The 21,385-nt window shown below is 58.4% G+C and carries 15 protein-coding genes; 1 reads left to right on the top strand and 14 read right to left on the bottom strand.

The features are described from left to right. Positions 1 to 11: 11 nt before the first annotated feature. The 5 genes from JNB88_RS25650 to JNB88_RS25630 form a co-directional block, all read right to left on the bottom strand. Entirely contained in the window at positions 12 to 773 is a 762-nt protein-coding gene (locus JNB88_RS25650; protein ID WP_037130011.1) for an amino acid ABC transporter ATP-binding protein, read from the bottom strand. Positions 774 to 810: 37 nt separating this feature from the next. Next, the gene (locus JNB88_RS25645; protein WP_037130014.1) at positions 811 to 1,452 is read right to left on the bottom strand and encodes an amino acid ABC transporter permease; all 642 of its coding nucleotides are present in this window, start codon (positions 1,450 to 1,452) and stop codon (positions 811 to 813) included. A 10-nt stretch (positions 1,453 to 1,462) separates the two neighbouring features. Next, the gene (locus JNB88_RS25640) at positions 1,463 to 2,131 is read right to left on the bottom strand and encodes an amino acid ABC transporter permease (RefSeq protein WP_220357904.1); all 669 of its coding nucleotides are present in this window, start codon (positions 2,129 to 2,131) and stop codon (positions 1,463 to 1,465) included. Then, positions 2,128 to 2,580: a type II 3-dehydroquinate dehydratase gene (locus tag JNB88_RS25635; protein WP_037130019.1), complete on the bottom strand. Its 453-nt coding sequence runs from the start codon at positions 2,578 to 2,580 to the stop codon at positions 2,128 to 2,130. The genes JNB88_RS25640 and JNB88_RS25635 overlap by 4 nt, the downstream gene beginning before the upstream one ends. Positions 2,581 to 2,684: 104 nt before the next feature. Then, positions 2,685 to 3,515 carry a transporter substrate-binding domain-containing protein gene (locus JNB88_RS25630; protein ID WP_220357903.1) on the bottom strand — a complete coding sequence of 277 codons (831 nt, stop codon included), beginning with the start codon at positions 3,513 to 3,515 and terminating at the stop codon, positions 2,685 to 2,687. A 230-nt stretch (positions 3,516 to 3,745) separates the two neighbouring features. Between JNB88_RS25630 and JNB88_RS25625 the strand changes: the two genes are divergently transcribed. Continuing rightward, on the top strand, positions 3,746 to 5,632 hold the full coding sequence (locus JNB88_RS25625) for a bifunctional sugar phosphate isomerase/epimerase/4-hydroxyphenylpyruvate dioxygenase family protein (RefSeq protein WP_220357902.1): 1,887 nt from the start codon (positions 3,746 to 3,748) through the stop codon (positions 5,630 to 5,632). A gap of 9 nt (positions 5,633 to 5,641) precedes the next feature. Here the strand turns inward: JNB88_RS25625 and JNB88_RS25620 are convergent, their stop codons facing one another. The 9 genes from JNB88_RS25620 to bcsA all read right to left on the bottom strand — a co-directional run bounded on the left by JNB88_RS25620 (position 5,642) and on the right by bcsA (position 21,356). Further along, positions 5,642 to 6,316 (bottom strand): GntR family transcriptional regulator, encoded by a 675-nt coding sequence (locus JNB88_RS25620; protein WP_037130028.1) that lies wholly within the window; start codon positions 6,314 to 6,316, stop codon positions 5,642 to 5,644. 63 nt (positions 6,317 to 6,379) lie between these two features. After that, the gene (locus tag JNB88_RS25615) at positions 6,380 to 7,033 is read right to left on the bottom strand and encodes a GntR family transcriptional regulator (protein WP_222858136.1); all 654 of its coding nucleotides are present in this window, start codon (positions 7,031 to 7,033) and stop codon (positions 6,380 to 6,382) included. 141 nt (positions 7,034 to 7,174) lie between these two features. Next, positions 7,175 to 10,318, bottom strand: coding sequence for an efflux RND transporter permease subunit (locus tag JNB88_RS25610; RefSeq protein WP_220357900.1), 3,144 nt, complete (start codon positions 10,316 to 10,318; stop codon positions 7,175 to 7,177). Between the two features lie 7 nt (positions 10,319 to 10,325). Beyond that, a complete protein-coding gene (locus JNB88_RS25605; protein WP_220357899.1) occupies positions 10,326 to 11,621 on the bottom strand; it encodes an efflux RND transporter periplasmic adaptor subunit in 1,296 nt (431 codons plus the stop codon). A 12-nt stretch (positions 11,622 to 11,633) separates the two neighbouring features. Beyond that, positions 11,634 to 12,986: a 5-aminolevulinate synthase gene (gene hemA / locus JNB88_RS25600; protein ID WP_220357898.1), complete on the bottom strand. Its 1,353-nt coding sequence runs from the start codon at positions 12,984 to 12,986 to the stop codon at positions 11,634 to 11,636. A 312-nt stretch (positions 12,987 to 13,298) separates the two neighbouring features. Further along, positions 13,299 to 15,584 carry a cellulose synthase gene (locus JNB88_RS25595; RefSeq protein ID WP_220357946.1) on the bottom strand — a complete coding sequence of 762 codons (2,286 nt, stop codon included), beginning with the start codon at positions 15,582 to 15,584 and terminating at the stop codon, positions 13,299 to 13,301. Continuing rightward, positions 15,581 to 16,630, bottom strand: a complete 1,050-nt coding sequence (locus JNB88_RS25590; RefSeq protein ID WP_220357897.1) for a family 8 glycosyl hydrolase — start codon at positions 16,628 to 16,630, stop codon at positions 15,581 to 15,583. Before JNB88_RS25590 ends, JNB88_RS25595 begins: the two co-directional genes overlap by 4 nt. Next, entirely contained in the window at positions 16,627 to 19,167 is a 2,541-nt protein-coding gene (locus JNB88_RS25585; protein ID WP_220357896.1) for a cellulose biosynthesis cyclic di-GMP-binding regulatory protein BcsB, read from the bottom strand. The genes JNB88_RS25590 and JNB88_RS25585 overlap by 4 nt, the downstream gene beginning before the upstream one ends. Further along, complete coding sequence (gene bcsA, locus JNB88_RS25580) at positions 19,167 to 21,356, bottom strand: UDP-forming cellulose synthase catalytic subunit (RefSeq protein WP_037130044.1); 2,190 nt, start codon at positions 21,354 to 21,356, stop codon at positions 19,167 to 19,169. Before bcsA ends, JNB88_RS25585 begins: the two co-directional genes overlap by 1 nt. Positions 21,357 to 21,385: the final 29 nt, after the last annotated feature.

The raw sequence follows: 21,385 nt of genomic DNA, 5'->3' as shown, positions 1-21,385 counted from the left end.
TCCTCGATGCCTCAGTTGCGCAGGATCTCGCCCAGGAATTTTCGCGTGCGCTCGTGACGCGGGTTCGTGAAAAACTCCGCCGGATGGGCCTCTTCGACGATTGCTCCGCTCGCCATGAAGATCACCCGGTCTGCGACCTGGCGTGCAAAGCCCATCTCATGGGTAACGCAGATCATCGTCATGCCTTCTTCGGCGAGCCCAATCATTGTATCGAGCACTTCCTTGACCATCTCGGGATCGAGCGCTGAGGTCGGCTCATCGAAAAGCATGATTTTCGGACGCATACACAACGCGCGCGCAATCGCGACGCGCTGCTGCTGACCACCTGAGAGCTGCACCGGATATTTATCGGCCTGCTCGAGGATTTTGACCCGGCCAAGCAACGAACGGGCGCGTTCTTCCGCTTCCACTTTCCCAACGCCAAGCGCCCGCATTGGCGCGAGCATGCAGTTCTGCAGTACGGTCAGATGGGGGAAGAGGTTGAATTGCTGGAACACCATGCCAACCTCACGCCGGATGGCGTCGATTGCTTTAGCCTGATTCCCCATGAGAATGCCGCCAACGCGGATCTCGCCTTTCTCATAGGTCTCCAAATGGTTGATGCAGCGGATGAGCGTGGATTTCCCGCTGCCGGACGGACCACAAAGCACGATACGCTCACCCTTGCGGACCGACATGTTGATGTCGTGCAGTGCTTGGAAGGCACCGTACCATTTCTCCACATGGTCCATGGTGATCATCGTGTCTTTGCTCGATACCGAAGAATTGGTCATGGTCTGGGTTCCATCGCTCTTTCGTGGACGCGCGGCTTCACCGAGCGGAGGCAGCAAATCGCCGCTCAAGGCGGGCGCCGAAAAGGGTGAGTGGGCAACACATCAGGAAGTACAGAGCCCCCACAACTCCGAAGACCGTCAGTGGTTGAAAGATCTGATTGGAGATGATGTTGCCGGCTCGGGTCAATTCGGTGAAGCCGACGATCGAGGCAAGCGAGGTTCCCTTGATCAGCTGCACCAGGAAGCCGATCGTTGCCGGTAGCGAGATGCGCAGCGCCTGCGGAAGGATGACATCCTTCATTCGAGAGACATATTTGAGGCTGAGTGCCTTTGCGGCCTCCGTCTGGCCGCGTGGAACGGCGTCGATCGAACCGCGCCAGATCTCGCCCAGATAGGCACTTGCATGCAGTGTCAGGCCGATTGCCACGGCGACCCACGCGTCTAGTTTCAACCCGATCAGAGCAAGGCCGTAGTAAACGACAAAGAGCTGCATCAGGAGCGGTGTGCCCTGAAAGACGGCGATGTAACCAGCCGTGATGCGCTCAAGGAGCGAAATTCCAGATGTGCGTGCCAGCGCCACACCAAGGCCGGAGATGCCCCCGCAGACGAAACCGACCGCTGACAGAAGCACGGTCCATTTCAGCCCGATCAGGAGAAAGACGAATTCTTCGCTGCCCATCGAATGGCTCCTACTTGACCGGGTAAGTGAAGTAACGCGCCGAGAAGAAAGCGAAGAGGCGCATCATTAGCCAGGAAATCACGAGGTAGAAGATCGTGACAGTGAAATAGACCTCGAAGCTTCTGAAGCTGTCGGACTCTATTCGTTGGGAAACCGAAGTGAGCTCATATGCCGAGATTGCCGAGGCGATACTGGTCGAAAGCGTAAGAAGCACGAACTGGCTGGTCAGCGACGGGTAGATCGCGCGCAAGGCTGGCTTCAGTATGATGAGCCGAAAAACCTGCGCCTTGTGAAGGCCAAGTGCCAGCCCCGCCTCCATTTGCCCCTTCGGAATGGACTGGACGCCGCCGCGAATGATCTCGATCGCATAGGCGCCACCATTGATGCCAAGCGCGATGATTGCGGTCGGCGTAGGGTCGAGACGGATGCCTGCGAGCGGAAGTGCAAAGTAAAGGAAGAAGATCTGAACCAGGAAAGGCGTGTTTCGAATAAGCTCGACAAAGCCGATCACCAGCCAACGAACCGGTTTGAACGGAGAGTCTCTTAGCGCCACACCACCGATGCCAATCACAATGGCAAGGAGCATTCCGCAGATGGCGAGGAGAAACGTGCCCAGACAACCGAGAAGCAGGCTGGGAAGTCCATCAATGACCGGCGTGAAGTCCAGTGTATAATTCATCGTGCGCTCGCTGGTGCGACCATCCCGGCCATTGCCTCGATTGCCAGTTCATATCCGCGGGCGCCGAAGCCAATCATGATGGCCGTGGCAACGCGAGAAACCAGTGAATTGTGATAGATGCTCTCCCGAGCGTGAACATTGGAGATATGCAGTTCGATTTTCGGCGGATCGAACGTCTTCAATGCGTCGAGAAGGGCGATCGAGGTAAAGGTATAGCCTGCAGGATTGATGATGATGCCGCAGGCCTCAAGGCGGGCCTGATGAACGCTCTCCACCAGTTCACCTTCGAAGTTCGTCTGGCGAAATTCGATCTCAAAGCCAAGGCTCTTTGCCTTTACCAGACATTTCTCCTTAATGTCGGCGAGCGTGGCGGTGCCGTAGATTGCCGGCTCCCGCTGGCCCAGAAGATTTAAATTCGGCCCGTTGAGCACAAATATCGTGTTGTTCATGATTGCGCTCCTAGACATGCGCAGTGCGCCTTGCAGATGGCATGACGGTGCCTGGCGGGCATTCCAGAATGCCCGCCGGTTCTGAGTGCCAGTCCAGCGAAGGCTCAATTCGCGGTGAAAGGAATGGCCTCGAGCTTCTCCGGGAATTCAGGAACAGGGACCTTCATCCACTTGCCGTAAATCGCCTTGAGTTCGCCATTGGCCTTGATCTTGTCGATGAAGGCATTGATCGAGGCATTGATTTCCTTTTCGCCAAGGCGCGTGCAAGCGCCGTTGTAGAGCTTTTGGAATTCAAGCTTGTTTTCGAACTCGCCAGGCCGAGCCTTCTCGACGCGGTCCATGTAGAAAATGTTGCCACCGAGTGCCTGAACCTGGCCGGAAACCAGCGCTTGTACACTGGGGGCGTCGCCGTCGAAGCGGCGGATCGTTGCGCTCTGCGGGGCGTTCTTTGTGACCTGCGTGTCTTGAGCTGCACCCTTGGCGACCCCGATCGAGAGGTTTGCCATGTCTTCATTGGTTTTAATTGACATGGACTTCGGTGCGATCAGGACGATGGCATTGGCCACGTAGGGCTTGCTGAACTGAACTGCCTTTGCGCGATCCGGCAGCATGGCCATTGTCGCAAAGAGTACGTCAACGCGACCGGTTGTCAGCGCCGGAATACGGTTGTTGACTTCGAGGGGCACGAATTCGACCGGAACGCCGAGCTCCTTGGCGTAGAGCGTCGCGATATCAGCGTCGAGGCCATCCTGCTTGCCGCCGCTCGTCACGAAGCCCCACGGCGGATTGTCACCCTGGATGCCGACAATCAGTTTTCCTCGGGCCTTGATCTCTTCAGGCGTGATTGCGGCAGCTGGCCTTGCAAGCCCGACAGCTGCCACCAAGGCGGCTGCGCCAAGCATCGCGTTTCGGCGCGTCAGCATCGATTTGAACATGGATTTCCTCCTCCGTTTGGGCGGTCGCGTGGACCCAACAGTCATCCTCTCCCGACTGTATGCCTCATGTTTGACAGAGGAACTCACTTAAATCAACATAGTTTTTGAAAATCATATGAGACTTTGCATTTGACCAATTGAATTGAAATCCTCAGGACATTCGGCATAATGCCGTTTGGCGGAGGATAGCCGAGTTGGCCCTCGTCACCGGTTTGAAAGGGGATAACGACATGAAGACCTCGATCGCGACGGTAACGCTGAGTGGCGAACTTCCGGAGAAACTCGAAGCAATTGCCCGAGCAGGTTTTGATGGCGTCGAGATATTCGAGAATGATTTCCTGGCTTTTGACGGAAGTCCGGCCGATGTGGGAAGGATGGCCAGGGACCTCGGGCTCGAAATAACGCTCTTCCAGCCGTTCCGTGATTTCGAGGGCATGCCGGATGCGCTGCGCACGCGTACGTTTGACAGGGCTGAACGCAAGTTCGACGTCATGCAGGAGCTCGGGACCGATATGGTGCTGGTTTGCTCTAACGTCTCGCAGGCCGCACACGGCGGCATCGACCGCGCGGCCGCCGATTTCCAAGAACTTGGTGAACGTGCAGCCAAACGTGGCCTAAAGATCGGCTATGAGGCACTTGCCTGGGGGCGCTACGTCAATGACCACCGCGACGCCTGGGAGATCGTGCGTCGCGCCAATCACCCAAACGTTGGGCTCATACTCGACAGCTTTCATTCGCTGTCGCGCAAGATCGACATCAACTCGATCCGCTCGATACCAAAGGAGAAGATCTTCATAGTGCAGTTGGCGGACGCGCCTCTGATTGACATGGATCTACTCTATTGGAGCCGCCATTTTCGCAATATGCCGGGGGAGGGCGATCTGCCAGTGACACCTTTCACCGAGGCTGTCGCCTCGACGGGATATGATGGATTTTTTTCGTTGGAGATATTCAATGACCAGTTTCGTGGGGGCTCGACAAGGGCAATTGCTGCTGATGGCCATCGGTCGCTGATCTATCTGGCCGATCAGGTCCGTCGGAGTGTCAAGACGCCGATCGGTGCCGTTATGCCGGATCGGGCTATCGTAAAAGGCATCGGCTTCGTCGAGTTCGCGACGGACGAGGACGAGGCCGTGGGGCTGATTGCCCTTCTGAGGACCCTTGGTTTCCGCAAGACAGCCGTCCACCGTTCCAAAAAGGTCACCCTGTTCGAACAAGGCGGCATCCGCATTCTGGTCAATGTCGATCCGCTCGGCTTTGCGAACGCAGCCTATGCGGTTCATGGCACATTCGCTTATGCATTGGCGCTGATTGTCGAAGATGCGGCCGAAGCCTATCGCCGTGCTCTTTCGCTTGATGCGGAACCGTTCCGCCAAGCCGTTGCCGAAGGCGAGCTTGAATTTCCAGCCATTCGCGGCGTCGGCGGCGGCCTGATCTACCTGATCGACGAAAAGACCCCGCTCGGCCGTTTTTCCGAAATCGATTTTGAACCCGTGCCGGCAGAGAGTGCTGAAGACGCCGGGTTGTTGCTGGTTGATCATATTGCCCAAACGGTCGCCTATGACGAGATGCTCACTTGGCTGCTCTTCTACACCTCGATCTTCGAGACGGACAAAACGCCGATGGTCGACATCATCGATCCTGGCGGTGTTGTGCGCAGCCAGGTCATTGAAAACAGCTCAGGTGCTCTGCGCATCACGTTGAATGGGGCAGAGAACAGGTGCACGCTCGCAGGCCACTTTATTGCCGAGAAATTCGGTTCTGGAATACAGCATTTGGCATTCTCAACCAATGACATATTGGCTACCGCTCAGGCATTGCGTGAGCAAGGATTCAAGCCGCTTCATATCTCACCCAATTACTACGACGATCTTGAAGCCCGATTTGGTCTGGAGCCTGAGCTGACAGACCGACTGAAGGCTGAAAATATCCTCTATGACCGCGATGACCGTGGAGAGTATTTTCAGCTCTACAGCAGCACTTACGGAGAGGGTTTCTTCTTTGAGATCGTCGAGCGGCGGGGCTATCGCGGCTATGGCGCACCAAACGCCCTTTTTCGCATTGCCGCGCTCAAGAAGCAGATGCGCCCCGAAGGAATTCCAAGGGATGCCGGCTGATTTGCGTCCTCAGGCAATCTTCCCGCTATTCAGCACGTGTTCCACGCCACTCTGGATGTGCCGCCTGATGATAGCACGGGCGCCCTCTACGTCTCGCTTCAAGGCGAGTTCGAACAGGAGTTTGTGATCTTCGACGACGGCATTTCCGCGAAAGCTCTGTGCCAGCATATGATAGCGCAAGAAACGGTCGAACACTGACGACAGTGTGACCATCAGTGTGGATGAGTTGCAGGCCGATACGATCGCCTGGTGGAATTCCCAGTCGAATCGGACCCAGTCAATTGTGCGCGATGCGTCACCTGCGAGAAGCTTCCTTTCTGCGGCAGCCAGCTTGTGGTGAGCCGCAACGATGCGCCCTTCCCATTCGAGATTTCCTGCCGCGAACGACAGTCCGATCGCGTGACATTCCAACACGGTGCGAATATCTGCGAGTTCCTCGAGTTCCTTGCGAGATGCCGGACTGACCTCAAAACCGCGCTGACCTTCGGCAAGAACGAGGTTTTCCGTGGTCAGGCGACTTAGTATTTCGCGCAATGACGAAATACTGATCGAATAGCGATCTTTTGCTTGCTCAAGCTTTATCTTTGCACCGGGTGCAAGCGCACCGGAAATGATGTCCTGTCGGAGTTGCCGGAAAACGACATCGCTTACGGTCTCGGAGGTTTCGGGGGCAACTTTGAGCATAAAATCCTCTGCGTCAATGAGCGTCAATCAAGAGCGGCATGCGGTCTCGCAAAGCCCGAGGGACTACAAGAGCCCCTTTCCAAGGGCATGTTCGACACCGCCCTCAATGTGACGCTGCAATATCTTCTTCGCCGTCTTGCTATCGCGTTTCAAAGCAGCCTCCATGAGTTGGCGATGCTCCTGTTCCGCGACACCGCCGCGATAGGACAATGCGACCATCTGGTATCGCAGGTATTTGTCGAAGATAGCTGAGTGTGTCTCCATAAGAAGGCGGGATCCGCAGGCCGAAATCAGCGCCTGATGGAATTCCCAGTCATAGCGCTTCCAATCCTCAGCCTTGCTGGTGTCGCCCGAAGCCATAGCTTCTTCCATGCGGGCTAGTTTGTAATGAGCGGATACGAGATTGGCTTCCCATTCCACCTCACCCTGTTCGAACGACTGCTCAAGCGCGTGTTCTTCCAGCAGCAGCCTCAGAGCAGCGATTTCCCTCAAGTCTGCGACCGACACCGGCGCCACTTCGAAGCCCCTCTGGCCTTCGGCCACGACGAGCCCCTCGGACGTCAGGCGATTGAGGATCTCTCTTAAAGTGCTCACACTTGTCTCATATGCGCCCTTCAGATTCTCCAGTTTGAGCTTTTGACCCGGGGCAAGCCGTCCGAATATGATGTCTGCTCGTATCTGCCGATAGCCGCTTTCCGCAACCGTCTCTTCTACCATTTCCTGCCGCACCACGTGTCTCCGACATTCTGTCTTTCGTCATATATAACGGAAACACTAGGTCGGGTTCAATAAACAAGCTGACGTGGTCGTTTCGCAGCGGGCAGCCCTATCGGTGTGGTTCGTACCGTTTGCGCCAGCTCAGGTGGGTGGTCGACATGCTGCGGGGTGCGGGGTCCTTTTTGAGAAAATTCCGCTGATCAGGTTCCCCGCCATTTGGACCTGCAGGAACAATGCGGGCACAAACACGAGCGACAGGACGGTCGACGCAATCAAGCCGCCAATGACAAAGATCGCCATCGGCGCGCGGAATGCGCCACCGTCGCCCAGCCCAAAGACGACGGGTATCATGCCCGCAGCCATGGCAACCGTTGTCATGAGAATCGGGCGGAGGCGCTGTTCAGCCGCTGCGACCACGGCATCTCGGGGCGCGACGTCTGCTTTGACCATCCTACCTGCCAGGTCGACTATGAGTATGGCGTTCTTTGCGACTATGCCCATAAGCATAAGGGCTCCGATCAGGACCGGCATCGTCACTCCGTTCCCAGTTGCTGCCAATGCCACCAGGCCTCCTGTCAATGATAGTGGCAAGGACAAAAGAACTGTCAGCGGTTGCAGCGGGTTGCCAAAAAGAACAAACAGAATGATGAGCACGAAAGTCGACCCAAGAAGGGCTGCGTCGACGAAGCTGCCGAAGAAGTCTTCCATTGACCGCGTTTCGCCCGCAGCCTGGAGGCGCACGTTTCTCGGGAGGGGATGTTGCGCGATCCACGATTTCACCTCTGTGAGTGCCATGCCCGGCGAGGCGTTCTCGACCAAATCCGCGTTAAGTTCAATGCGGCGTAGTCCGTCCTGGCGCAGGATTTGTGCCGGTCCGTAACCTTCGACAAGGCGGGCAACAGCGGTTAAGGGTACGATCTCTCCGTGCGCGCTCCGCAGGGGCAGGGTTTCAATAAAGGACAAATCATCGGCGGACCTGGCAGCTTGGACGCGAGCAGGAACGTTCTTCCCCTCGATCGTGATGAAACCGAGCGCCTGATCCCTGTCGCCCATGGTTGCCACGCGAATTGCATTCGACAGTGAACCGAGTTCGATGCCTAAGGCCCCGGCAAGTTCAAGATCCGGGACGATCTGGAGCTCCGCTCTATGGGCAGTGCCAAAGGAAGTGACCGCGCCGATAGAGGGCATGGACGCCATGGACGACGCGAGCAATCTGCCAGTCTCCTCCAATGCCACACCATCATCAGATACCAGCGAAAGCGAAAATTGGTGGTTACCTGTCAAGCCAACTCGAGTGGCGCGAATATCGGCGACAGACGTCAATTTTCGGCTGATGTCGAACGCGATTGCCTGGCGCGTACGCTGGCGCTTTGCGGGGTCTGTCAGCTCAACGTGGACAACCATCGTTTCCTGGCTTGCAAGGCGCGAGGAAGGATTGGACGCGAGGGCGTAAACATGTGTCACATCATTGTCGGACGCCAGCATTCTCGCGATCTCGGTGGATTTGTCGCGCATTGCGCTAGTGCCGGTACCGCCCGACATCTCGATTGCAAATGTCAGCCGGGTCCCATCCTCTTCGGGAATGAAGCCACGTGGCAAGGCAGGGAGAATAAAGAGAATGGCGGCCGCAAGCGATGCAATGCCAAGGCCGATCGTTACTTGCGACATGTCCAGGGTCATGGCGATGCGGGGAGGTGAGCCGGTTGGAGATCGTCCAAGCGAAATGGGATAACGTCCGGTCGCAAACTTCAGTAGTCTGGAATAGCTGCCGCAGGCTGGCAAAGCTCGAACGCTTGAGGCCGGCACACTTGGCCGGAGAAACCTTGCAGCGAGAAGCGGCGTCATGAGACGGGCAACGAGCAGTGACGCCAGTGTTGCGGCCGCGACGGTCATCCCAAACTCGCGAAAATACTGACCGGGCATTCCCCCGATCAGGGCAAGGGGCGCGAAGACTGCCACGATGGTCAATGAGATCGCGATGACAGACCCGCCGATCTCTTCCGTGGCGTCGATAACTGCTTGATGGGCCGTCTTTCCCATTTCGAGATGTCGGGCCGTGTTCTCGATCTCGACGATGGTGTCATCGACGAGAAGGCCGATCGCAAGCGTCAGGCCAAGCAGCGAGACAAGATTCAACGAAAAGCCGAGCGCCTCCATGACGAAGAAGGTCGGGATTACAGCGAGCGGTAAGCTGATCCCCGCGATAGCGACTGCACGCCGGTCCCTCAAGAACAGAAACAGCACCACAATGGTGCAGAGGGCGCCTTCAATCAGTCCCTGGGCGGTGCTTGAGACATTGTTTCTGGTGTAACTAGCATTCTCGTCCAGCAGCGTGAACTGCAGCCGCTTGTCTTCGTTGGAAAGAGTATCGATCTCGGCTCGCAGGCGGGCGAAAGTCTCTACCTCATCAACTCCTTTCTCCGCGAAGAATGACAGGGCGAGGATGGGTTCGCCATCGAGCTGGGCGAAACCGCGATTGTCTGCCCAGCCATCCTCGACGCGGGCAATGTCCGAAAGCCTTACACCCGCATTGTTGGTGCCCGGCAGCGTAACGTCGGAGAGCTCGGCGATGCTGGTCGGCGCCGACATGGTCCTGATCGGCTGCTCGACTTCGGACGCAGATGCGATACCCGCTGGGCTGTTGTTGGTGATTGTGCGCAGTGCAACACCGACGGCGTCGGCCGACAGGCCGCGCGCGAGCATTTCGTCACGGTCAAGCCAAACGCGGACTTCACGATCGTTGCCTCCTCGCAGAACGACTTTCCCAATACCACGAATTCGCTCGAGCCGGCGCAGGAGGTCGTCGTCAAGAATGCGATTGAGCGCGTGGAAGGTAAGCACACTCGATCGGACGGCGAAGGTGGCAACGGCAATCTCACGCAAGTTCGATATAGAGATGACTGGCTCATCAAGGGCAGGTGGAAGGTCGCCGCGCATCGAAAGCATCGCGCGGCTGGTTCGCTCCAGAGCCAGTTGTGGGTCAGTTCTAGCGTCGAACTCAAGGTTCAGCGTGACGAGACCGTCTTGGATGGTCGTATCGAGGCGACGGAGATCCTCAAGCCTCAGCAATACGTCCTCGCATTTCTGCGCCACATCGCGTTCCAGGAAGCTGGCCGAGGCTGACTGCTGTCGTAGCGCGACCTTCACGATGGGAGGTTCCATCTGAGGAAAGCGGCTGACAGGCAGCGCTCGTAATGACAGTAGGCCAAGCACCAAAAGGAGAGCGAAAATTGCAATACTGTAGGCGGGGCGTTCAATCGACCAGCGCGAAAGGTTGAACCGCATGGCAACCTCACCTGCTGGAGGCGAGAATGGAGGTTGCCGGAACAGCCCTGACGCGCATGCCCGCCTCCACGATTCCGCCGGCGCGCAACACGACACGTTCACCTTGGGCCACGCCTGACAAGATCTGGATCTTTTCGGCAGTGCGGGCTCCCGCGACGACAACCCTGCTTTCCACAATGCCCGCGGTAACCACGTCCACGCGCGCTCCATCAGGCATCTGGTGGACCGCAGAGAGAGGCAAGACAACCGACGTGCCCTCAACAGTAGAGATACCAGCCTGCGCGAAAGCCCCGATTTTCAGATCCTCGGACGGCGGCATAGAGATGCGAAGCCGCGCCATTCTGGTCGCTGGGTCAACACTCGGCGAGATGTGCCGTACCGTACCAGTAATCGGTCCACCCGCTCCCTGGATCGTCACCGTTGCTGGCGAGTGAGGTTGAATTCTTCCGATTATCCGCATCGGCACCAGGACTTCGAGTTCGATCACGCCTTCCTTCACAAGTCGGAACAGCGGAGCGTCAGGGGAGGCTATGTCGCCAAGCTTTGCGATCCGCTCGGTCACGATCCCAGCGCCAGGAGCCCTGACGCGTGTTCGCTCGAGCCGGGCCATCAATTCCCGGCGCTTTACATAAGCAATTGCACGCTCGGCAACGGCGACCCGCTTCGTTTGTTGGGACGTCCGCAGTTTGGCGGTAGCCACCTTTACGTCTGCTTCGCGCTGTTCGAGAGCGTCGCGCGATGTTATCCCGCTGCGAGATAGAGGCCGTGCCCTCTCAAGCGCCTTCCGAGCGAGGTCCAGATTGGCTTCCTCAAGGGCGATTGCGCTTTCGCTTTGCAGCAGGAGCGCGTTAGCCCGTTCGATCTCGACATCGTTCATTGAAACGGCGATCTCGTCGAGGTCGGACGAGAGGATTGCCAGTACCTGGCCTTCACGCACCCGATCCCCTTCGTCTACCAGGACAGCCCGAACTCTCGCCTGCTGGCTTTCTGTTCCGACGGTGACTTCCTCGCGCGCGACGAGCGTGCCTGAGACAAATGTGCGTGTTTCAAGGGTATGGATTTCTGCAGCGACCGTCGTGACGGTAACGGTCGGTTCGGAGGGCGTTCCAATTGCCGGGGCGGTCTCTGCGGAAGGTGGCGGCGAGTCCGCTCCGAATAGCGACCGTCCGACAAGGATAGGACTGAGGAGGGCTGCCAGGGCAATGGCGACCAGTGCAGTCGCCGACACCATTTTTCGAGGCAACGTCATGAGGCCGGCGGTCGAGAGTAGCGACGTGATGTTCGGTAGCCGTCTCATGCCCATGATGAAGCCCCTCTATACCAGGGTTGCCGCGGCCTGGCCGTTGCTGACGGTGCCGCTGCTCATCGCAAGTAGTGCGCGACAGCCCGTACAAATGGCTGGAGGCCTCGGTTGCCAAGCTTCTACGGGAAGTTTTACCTGATACTTCCTGCGTATGCCTGGAGTGCGGGCAAGACCCGTTTGCTCCCAAACCTCGTCCAGCGCCTCGACGAGTTGCGCGATATCGTCACGGCTGTGCAGAGGCGAGGGAGTGACCCGCAGCCTTTCTGTACCGCGGGGTACCGTTGGATAGTTGATTGGCTGGATGTAGATGTCGAAATCATCGAGAAGGCGATTTGAGACCGTCCGGCATTTGACTGGGTCGCCGACCATGACAGGGACGATGTGGCTGGGATTGGCAAGGTGCGGGATGCCGCGATCGTCAAGACGTTCGCGCAGCAATTTAACGCGATCCTGCTGGGTTTTTCTCTCCCATTGGCTTTCCTTGAGATGCCGAACCGAGGTGAGCGCAGCGGCCGCTAACATCGGCGGAAGCGCCGTCGTGAAGATGAAGCCGGATGCAAAGGATCGAACGAAGTCAACAACCGGCGCGCTGGAAGCAATGTAACCACCGACAACTCCGAACGCTTTGCCCAGAGTACCCTGAATGATCGTCAGGCGGTCCATGACGCCGTCACGCTCGGCGATACCGGCACCGCGTCGGCCGTAAAGGCCGACGGCGTGGACCTCGTCCAGGTAGGTGATGGCGTTGTACCGTTCGGCGACGTCGCAGAGCTCTGCGATCGGCGCAATATCGCCGTCCATCGAGTATACCGACTCAAAGGCAACGAGTTTTGCGCGGCCGGGTTCGATGTCTTTGAGACACCGCTCCAGATCATCCGGATTATTATGGGCGAATATCCTGTAATCAGCACGGGAATGGCGAATGCCTTCGATCATCGAGGCATGGTTGCCTGCATCCGATAGCACGACGCAATTTGGTAGCTTTGCTGCCAGAGTGGATAGCGTGGCCCAGTTGGAGACATAGCCGGACGTGAACAGTAGCGCGGCTTCCTTGCGGTGAAGGTCAGCCAGTTCCCGCTCCAGCAGGACGTGATTGTGGTTGGTGCCGGCGATGTTGCGCGTGCCGCCGGCACCGGCACCCGAACGGTCGATCGAGCGATGCATGGCCTGACGGACCTTCTCGTTCTGCCCCATGCCGAGATAGTCGTTGGAACACCAGACGATGACGTCCCGCATGCGCTCGCCGTCGTGATACCGGGCTCGCGGAAAGGCGCCGGCCATTCTTTCTATGTCGGCGAAGATGCGGTAGCGCCCCTCCTGACGTAGCCCGTCCAGGGCGTTGGTGAAAAACGCGTGATAGTCCATTGCCCCCTCCTCGATAGCCGAGTTCTGTCGCTCCCCTTCGTACCCACTCATCGTAGGGGGGGCACAGCCTCCCAGACAGTGACTTAGGTTGGACGAAGTTTGCGACGTAGGCCGCCGGGGGGAGGGACCAAAGTCGCAAAGTTGTGCGGCTTTGGTATAAGCCGGACCTTGGGTTGAAACCGCCAAGACTGGTGGGAATGAAGCCTTTGGGAGAGCGTGCGGCGACGACCAGCCCTGCTAATCACAAGAGCTTCGTTCTTCGAGGCTCCAACCGGCTCGCTGCGCTGGCGTTTTGTTTTGAACGCAGTCGCGTCAGTCGACACTGTCCGGATGCGTTGCCGCCTTCAGGTCGGCAAGACCACGATTGGCATCCTTGCTGCCGGTCGCTGCCGCGGCGTTGAAAATCCGCTCCGCGTCGCCGTACATGTTCATGTTAAGATATGCGTAGCCGCGAAGTACCATCAAATCGATCGGCTCCTGTCGCAGCTGCGCCCGCTGGTCGAGGAATATCAAGGCCTCTCGGTAGCGCTTGGCATCAAATGCGGCCAACGCCCTATCAGCTAGGATTGCCACCTGCAATTCAGCTGCGCGCTGTTGCGTCTGCGGCGCCTTTGTCGCAGCGACGGCGGCGTTGTTAGATAGTCCTGCGCGCAGATAGGCGAGGCTTTGCCCATAGGACGCATCCTCGCGGGTTTTGCGGTTCGGGCTGTTCAATGCAGCCTCGAACGCCTTGGCGGCTTCCATCGGTCGATTGAGGTCCATCAGGCACCAGCCACGCGATAGGGCAGTTTCCGGATCAAGCAGTTGGGCATTGATCGTGGTCGTGCACCCACGATCCTGGCGCGCGCTGCGACGCACGGTGACGTTCTGCATTGAGCGCTGGCGCACAACATCGGTGCTGGTCGGTGGAGTTGTGTCTTCCGCGCGCTCTGCCGGCGCCCTGATGATCTCTGGCGAGGTACCTGAGCTTTCTTGCGGTACTTGGCCAGGAGCAGGGAGCGGAGATTGGGCAGGCTGGCGCTTGCTGGTCTCGCCAAGCAGCGCGATGCGTTCGGACTTTCCCGCCCACAAACGCTGTATCTCAGTGACACCTGCCCGATCACGCAGTTGCAACCGCGTGACAGCCAGTCCGTAGGCTGATGGCTCATCATCTGGTTTCCAACGCAGCGCCGTCTCGAACCAGCGTGCGGCCGTTTGCGGTTGGTTCAGCGTGCGGGCGAACCACCCGAACTGCTGGGCGGTTGGAACGTATTTTTGCGCGATGGTTTCCGCCGCAATGCGCGAAAGCACCTGCTCGCTCAGGTCGGCCGGCGGTTGCATCGCCATGAGGTTTGCTGTGGCAGCAAGATAGGTTGCGGTCGCATCCTTGGAGGCGCCACGCCACTTGTACATGACGTCCTCTGCCTCTTGCGGCTTCTTCTCGGCGATCAAAGCCAGCGCCAGGCCTTGGGAGCCGTTTGCGGTATCTTCCTTCTCACGGGCTCTGCGAAACCACTTTTCAGCGTCGGCGAAATTTTCCCGGCGGAGTTGATACCAGCCGAGCAGAAGATTGTCGGAAGCCAGCCCGTCCGTTTCAGCAAGGCGCTGCACGATGGCGAGGTAGTCGGATGCAACAGCCAGATCGGGATCGTCATTGCCTGCTGCGACAAAGCGGCGGGCAAGGTCGCTACGAATGCTGTCGAATTCGCGACCGCCGTTGCCGTCAGGACGTTCGAGTGCGAGCAGATTCTGCATTGTTGCGTAAGGCAGCAAAGCAGACGCTTTCTGAACAGTTGCCAAGCGCTCCTGCGGATTGGTGCAGTTGTTGAGAATGTAGACATAGGCCGCCTCTGCACGAGGCGCGCGGTTCGTCCTGGCGAAGGCCTCGGCAACTCGCCAGAGCACGTCGATGTCGCTGCATGTCAGCAGGCTCGGCGTATTGGCGCCAATCTGGACGACGGTCGCGTATTGCTTGAGATCGGACGCGTTGACCAGGCGTGCTCGCGCTTCCGCAACGTCGAGGCGATCAAGCAGATCCGGTGGCGGTTGCCAGCCGGATTCAGATGCCTGCCGATCGGCTATTGCCTTGCGCAGTTCCGCGTAGCGACCTTCCGAATAGAGTTGCCACATCTGTTCCAGTTGCTTGTCGCCGCCTTGGGGAATGGCCAAGGGATCTGCCGGCGGTACCCAATTGGGATAAAGCGCCTGGAGGCGCGCGATTTCTGCCTGAAGGCGTGCCTTGTCTCCCCGGCTTGCGAAGTATCGCAGGGCACTTTCGTCCACTTTAGGCTGGACGGGCTTGGCCGGTGGTGGCGCGTCTGAAGGCGGCTGAGCTTGAGCCACAGTCACAGATCCGTCATCAGAACCAGCAGGTGTCGTTTCTTGGAGGGGCGGCGAAATTTCTGCGGCTCGCAACCTGTCCGCTATCGCTTGCACGTCGATCTGCGGTTTCGAGGCGGTCTCCGGTGCCGTGACGCGACCCATCAGCATAAACTGCGGCCGGGGCTGATCGGACGAAGCGAAGCCCAACATCTCCTGCAAAGCCGCACGATCCTTCAGGGCGGTCACAAGACCGGCCACCACCACCGCGACGACAATTGCAAGGGCTGAGGATCTCACAGACACTCTGGATGTTTCTCCCCGATAAATGCCAATCCCAGAAGGTGGAGGGTAGATGGATAGTAAAGCGATGGCACGAATTGCTGCGACGACTCAGGAAGCTTTGTTCCTTCAGTCACACAGGCCACGACATCGTTAATAATTCGATAACCGGCATCCGTCAGGGGCGTCTTCGGGTTGCCCGAAGTCAGGTCGATCGTCGCTGGGACGCCGGCGCCATCTGTCATGCCCTGCCGCAATCTTGACAGTAGAGCCTTGTCCGAAACACCCGCGCGAGCGAGATAAAGCGGAATACGCACACTATTGTAGCCGAATTCCGCATCGAAACCCTTGGCGGGTGAGTGCATTCGGTTCAGGCTGACCCAGTCAGCAGGGAGCTTGCGCGGCCCGAACTGCATGGATTGTAACAATGACAGACCGTCGTCGGAGAGCTTTTGCCAGGCATTTGAGGGGGCCAGCAGAGCCATCACCGGGATTGCTTCGTAGACCCAATAGGACGGATTGATGATCGGTCCATCCTTGCGGTCAGGAGCGTCAAAGCCTTTAACACCTGGCAATAGCAGCGTTCGGCCGCCCGAACTGACCACGACGTGCGAGAGAAGCGCCTGGGCCATCTTCGCCGCCGCTTCGATGTAATCGCTCCTGTTCCATGCCGACCCCGCAAGCGCCAGAGCATAGGCGATCAGCAGATCGCCGTCCGATGCGTTGTTGGCATCGGTGACGTGCGGTGTACCAGCTGGATCCCATTTCCAGACAGCCAAACCATCGTCGCGCAACAGCAGCTCGGTGCGGGTGAAATACCATATCTGCTCGAAATCGGCGGGGCTGTTGGCAAGGTAGGCCAGCAACAGGCCATAGCCCTGGCCTTCACTGTGGCTGATGTTTCCGTTTGCGTCGTCGATGATTCGACCGCTGGCATCGAGAAACTTGGCCTTGTACGCATCCCAGGCCTTTGTACTTATCCCGGGACCTTGCGCACGTGCAGGCTGACAAACCATGGCAAGAGCAAGGCTTGCGACACAAATGAAATTCAACAGCTTCTTCATTCGCGCCTGCCCAGCCTGGCCAGCATGCTTGCCGTGGTGACCCCGATCAAGAGCGAAAGCACAACGAGAAGAAAGGCGTAGGACAAAATGTTGGTCGACAGCCAGTTTGCAGCGATCAGGCGATAGTTCGAAATGGACCAGGGCTGAGAGCTTACGAAGTCGAAGCGTCCGACCGGGACACTTTCGACCTTTCCTGTTTCGTTTGAGTAGGTGGTGATATGCCCCGCGAGCTGTGGCCAGTTAACTTGTGCTGTGAGGGCCTCAGCGCCTTCTCGCAGATCTTTGGCGGAGGGCGCGGTCACGACCGTCCACGACGACCCTCCCGCGGCGCTCTTGCCCTGTGCGACCAGGAAGCTGTCCGTATTCGATGGCGTGAATGTCTCCTCGGATCCCGGTATGAATTGCAATGAACTGAGTGAAATGTCGAAATTGCGCCGAAGCCATTCCTGAAACGACGTGATCTGGCCACGCCATACCCCGCCACTGACTTTCGAGCGCCAATCGTCGAATGTCACAGCTGGCTCGCTCTGGTCTGCTTCTGCTGGCGACAACGGTCGCCACGAAGCCTGGCTGGTCGTCGCGATATTAAGCTGCGTCAGTACCGCCGGCGGTATCTGAGAGATCGAGCCTATGAAAATCGCATCCCGCTCGCCGATTGCGCCCGGCGCTGCAGCCGGCTCGACCTCGATCGGGCGGCCCGCGACGACGGCCATCTGCGCGAGCAGAGTGGCTGTTGCTGACAAGGTGTCACTATCAATTCGGTCAATAAACAGAGGCGTTGGCTGCGTCGCCCGATTATACGGGTACCCCGTCCCCGAAAGGCCCGCCAGGTTTGGCCGCTGCCCGATCCGGGCAAAGTCGGGGATGTGAAGTTCGCTGGTGTCAAAGAGCGCGAAGCGCGGGGCCGCACCTGCCGTCGTTCCGGGCACGCAGACCTCGTCTTCCTTTGTCATCAATATGGCTTCGAGCGCGATTGTGTTTAAGCCCGGCTTGAAATGCCGCATCGTCACGCGAATTGGCAAATGTCGGAAGATGCCGCCGCCTGTTGACGAGATCGGTACGGTCGAGGCGATGTTGCCGTTGACATAGATGTCGATATGACTGCCAGGAAGCACACCCTGCGTGAAGGCCGCATCGAGCAGCACGGTCGCTTCGCCATAGGCATTGGCGTAAAAATCCGAGGGTACGCCGATATTGAAGCTGGTTCGAAAGCGGCGTCCAGAAAACTCAGTTGTCTTCACGCCGAGTTGCGAAAATGTCAGTCTGCTATCGGAAAACACCAGCGGAGCATCCGGCGCAACCCAGCGCTGGGTTGCAAGCGTGTCTCGAAGAGCCGTAGCCGGGCGATCCACAGTCGAAACAATGGTGTCTATCGCTGCAGAGATTGCGGGCCAGGACGGCCCGCTCACCAGGAGAAGTGGCCTTCCCGACTTCGGATCCGTAACGAAAGACGCAAGTGGTGCCGTCTGAGCGGCGGGCGGCAGAGCAATCAGTGGCTGCAGCTCGGCCGCCGTCCCTACAACCACAGTCATTTGGCCAGCGCCATCCTGCGGCATTGTGCCGGAGGTAAATGAAAGCGCCGTGTTGGGCATGCCGCTCAGTACCGCGAGCCCCTGCGCTAGGCGAAGCAGAGGTTTCGTCGTGCCCGGCTGTTCGAGAGCCGGGACGACAAGATTGAACCGCGTCCTGCCGGCTTCATCCACCCCGATTGCCCGGATTGCGTCCGTATTGGAAAAGTCGGCAACGCCTGGTCCACTGAAGCTCAGATAGGTCTTTGCGGGATCGATGTCGGTCCAGAGTTCGTAGGTTGATTGAACCGTGCAGTCGGTGCGGTGTCGCTGGGTTGCCTCGAATGTCAAAAGATTTGCGCCAGGCTGCAGCAATCCGGTCGGCACGTCGAAGGACACACTGGTCGGCGCATCGGACGAGCCGATCTGTTGCTCGCCAACAATCCTGTTGTTGAGAAGAACCGTCAACCGGGATGCTTCAGGTGCAATTACGACCGCATTTTGATAGGCAAAATTGAATTTCGCCGGTGCAGCAGCCTGTTCCGGCGTAATGTAGATCGTCCATGACCTGCGATCATATTCCCCTTCCAGACCGAACTTGGCCGACGGAATGACAAATCGCTGGACTGTTCCGTCGCCCCGGTCGGATGAGGCCTGTGCTGGGCGTTGGATCTGCGCAGGCGCTGGTGCAGCCACTGGTGCTGCCGGTGGCACGGGCTGTGGGGGAGCTGCATCGGTCGCGGGTGACACCGGCTCTTGCTGTGGTTTGGCGGCATCTGCTGTCGGCGGCGTGGTGGGCCTACCGGAAAAAGGCGGCACCGGCGGCGTTGGTGCGGCCGGCATCGAAGCAGGTGGAGGTGGTTCGGTTTGCGTGGGCGCTGGCGCCGGCGTGGAAGGCAATGTCAGTCTGGGCACGACAGGCGCACTGCCTTGATCGCGCTCGCCCGACATGTCGAATGGCGTTGTTTGCGCATAGGCAACCGCGGAGGCGGCGAGAAGAAACGCTGAGATCGAGATCGCCTTCTTCATCAGTTGCCTGCCCTTGCAGCTTCCTGCTGCCGCTCTCGCTCCGGCCTCATGCTGCGGAAGAAGTACACTAGGCCTCGGCTTGTCTGATAGAGCGACAGTCCAAGGAACCAGATCGTGCCGCGAATGAGACCCGGATTGTGCCGCCGCGCCTGCTGGAACTGAGTCCACTGGTCAGAGTTCGCGAAGATCAGGTCGGCAATGAGACGGTGATCGAGCGCGTTCTTGGGGCTGTACTGACATCCCACGGTCAGGATTTCGCCAGCAGGCTGCATGTTGCGGACGATCAGCGGCAGCGTCTCGATGTTGGCGCCACTGTGAGGCTGAAAGCGGATCTCGCCCTCGGCGCCGATCACCATGGGATCCAGCTGCTTATTGAAAACGTGCAGCCTGGCCCCGTGCACGGAAACATCCTCGATCGAGGCTGTATACCATTTGCCATTGACGCCGAATTCGCAGCGTCGATTGACGCGCACACGGCGGGATGCAGCCCGCTCGCCCCGTTCGGAAACAACCCCAAGGGCACAGCCGGCCATGATCAGGTTGACGATGTTCCAGCCGCCGACGACCAGGGTCACGTCGGCCTTATAAGGTTCGGCATAGATACGATAGATCGTCACTGCGAGCGCGACCAGTTGCACCGCGAAGATGACGAAGAACGGCCGGCTGATCTCGGAGAGGCGGCTGACTGCGATCGACTCGTCCTTTGCCGTTACCTTGAAGGTTGGCTTTCGAGGGTTGAGCATGACCGAGACGACAGCCGGCAAGAGGTGAACTGTCTGAACATACTCGTAAAGCTCAGATATCCACGGCCAGCGAAACGAGCCGTACAGGTAGTTCTGCATCATCAGGTTTACGAGCATGTAGGCCAACGTGTAGGCCAGGAATTCGCCGCCCGAAGCGGTGAAGATCTCGAGATCGAAGAAGAGATAGAAAAGAGGCGCAAACAGGAAGATCGTGCGAGGAAAGGGGAAGAGCCAGAAGAGCGTGGACGACATGTAGCAAAACCGTTGCGGCAAGGTCAGGCCACGCTTCAGCAGTGGGAAGCGGAAGCGTAGGATCTGCATCATTCCTTGTGCCCATCGGCTACGCTGGCCGATGAAGCTTGCAAAGGTCGCCGGCTGCAGCCCGGCGATGAGTGGCTTGTCCACATAGATGCTGTTCCAGCCGCTACCATGTAGCGCAAGGGCGGTCTCGCAGTCCTCTGTGATGCTGATGCCGCTGAACCCACCTTGGGATTCCAGCGCCTTGCGGCTGAGAACGGCAGCCGATCCGCAGAAGAATGCTGCGTTCCATTTGTCGAGGCCGCGCTGGATGATGCCGTAGAACATCTCGTTCTCGCTCGGCATTCTCTCGAACGTGCGGAGGTTTCGTTCCAGCGGGTCCGGATTGATGAAAAAATGCGGGGTCTGGACAAGAAACAGTTTCGGATCGTCATCGAAGTAACCGACGGTTTCCAGCAGAAAGTCGCGTGCCGGAGCGTGATCTGCGTCGAACACGGCGATCAGCTCGCCGCGTGAGTGCTTCATCCCGTTGTTGAGATTGCCGGCCTTTGCATGCTCGTTGCGATCACGTGTGAGGTAGTGGACGTCGAGATCTTCGCAAAGCTTCTTGAGTTCGTTGTGGCGTGCGACCGCCGCCTGAGCTTCCAGAAGCTTGTTGGAATTGCGCTTCTGCAGCGTTCCTCCGTCGTCCAGCAACCAGACATGCAGCCTTTCGGCCGGATAGTCCATCGCCTTGGCTGCCGCCAGCGTATTGGCAAGAAGGTGCGAGTCCTCATTGTAGGACGGAACGAATACGTCGACATGCGGGAAGCGCTCTTCCTTGTTCGCGCGCGAGGGGCGAGGCGGCAAGGGGGTGGCGACAATGAACAAGCTAAGCGCCAGCATCGCGACGCTGTACATTTCAGCAAGATAAAGCAGCAGGCCGGGGATAAAGTTTTCCGGCTGGTTGATTGGCGGCAGCGTGTTCGTTGTGCGCCAGTAGACATAGCGAAGGACAATGGATGTGCCAAATGCCAGTGCAACCAGTCTCCAGGTGCCCTCGGCCTTAAGGCCCTTGATGATCGCCATGACGGCGACGACGGCAATGCTTGCGATCAGTTGGGTCTGCAGATTCACGGGCAATGTGATCAGGGCGATCACGCACAGCGAAACCAGGGCCCAGATAACGATGCTTCGGGCTTTTTGCATCAACTTCCCTTTGGCAACACGGGCACGAC

The sequence above is a fragment of the Rhizobium cauense genome (assembly GCF_019511525.1).
Taxonomy (GTDB): domain Bacteria; phylum Pseudomonadota; class Alphaproteobacteria; order Rhizobiales; family Rhizobiaceae; genus Rhizobium; species Rhizobium cauense.
The sequence above is the reverse complement of the archived record's forward strand: the minus strand, read 5'-3'. Positions and strand labels throughout refer to the sequence as shown.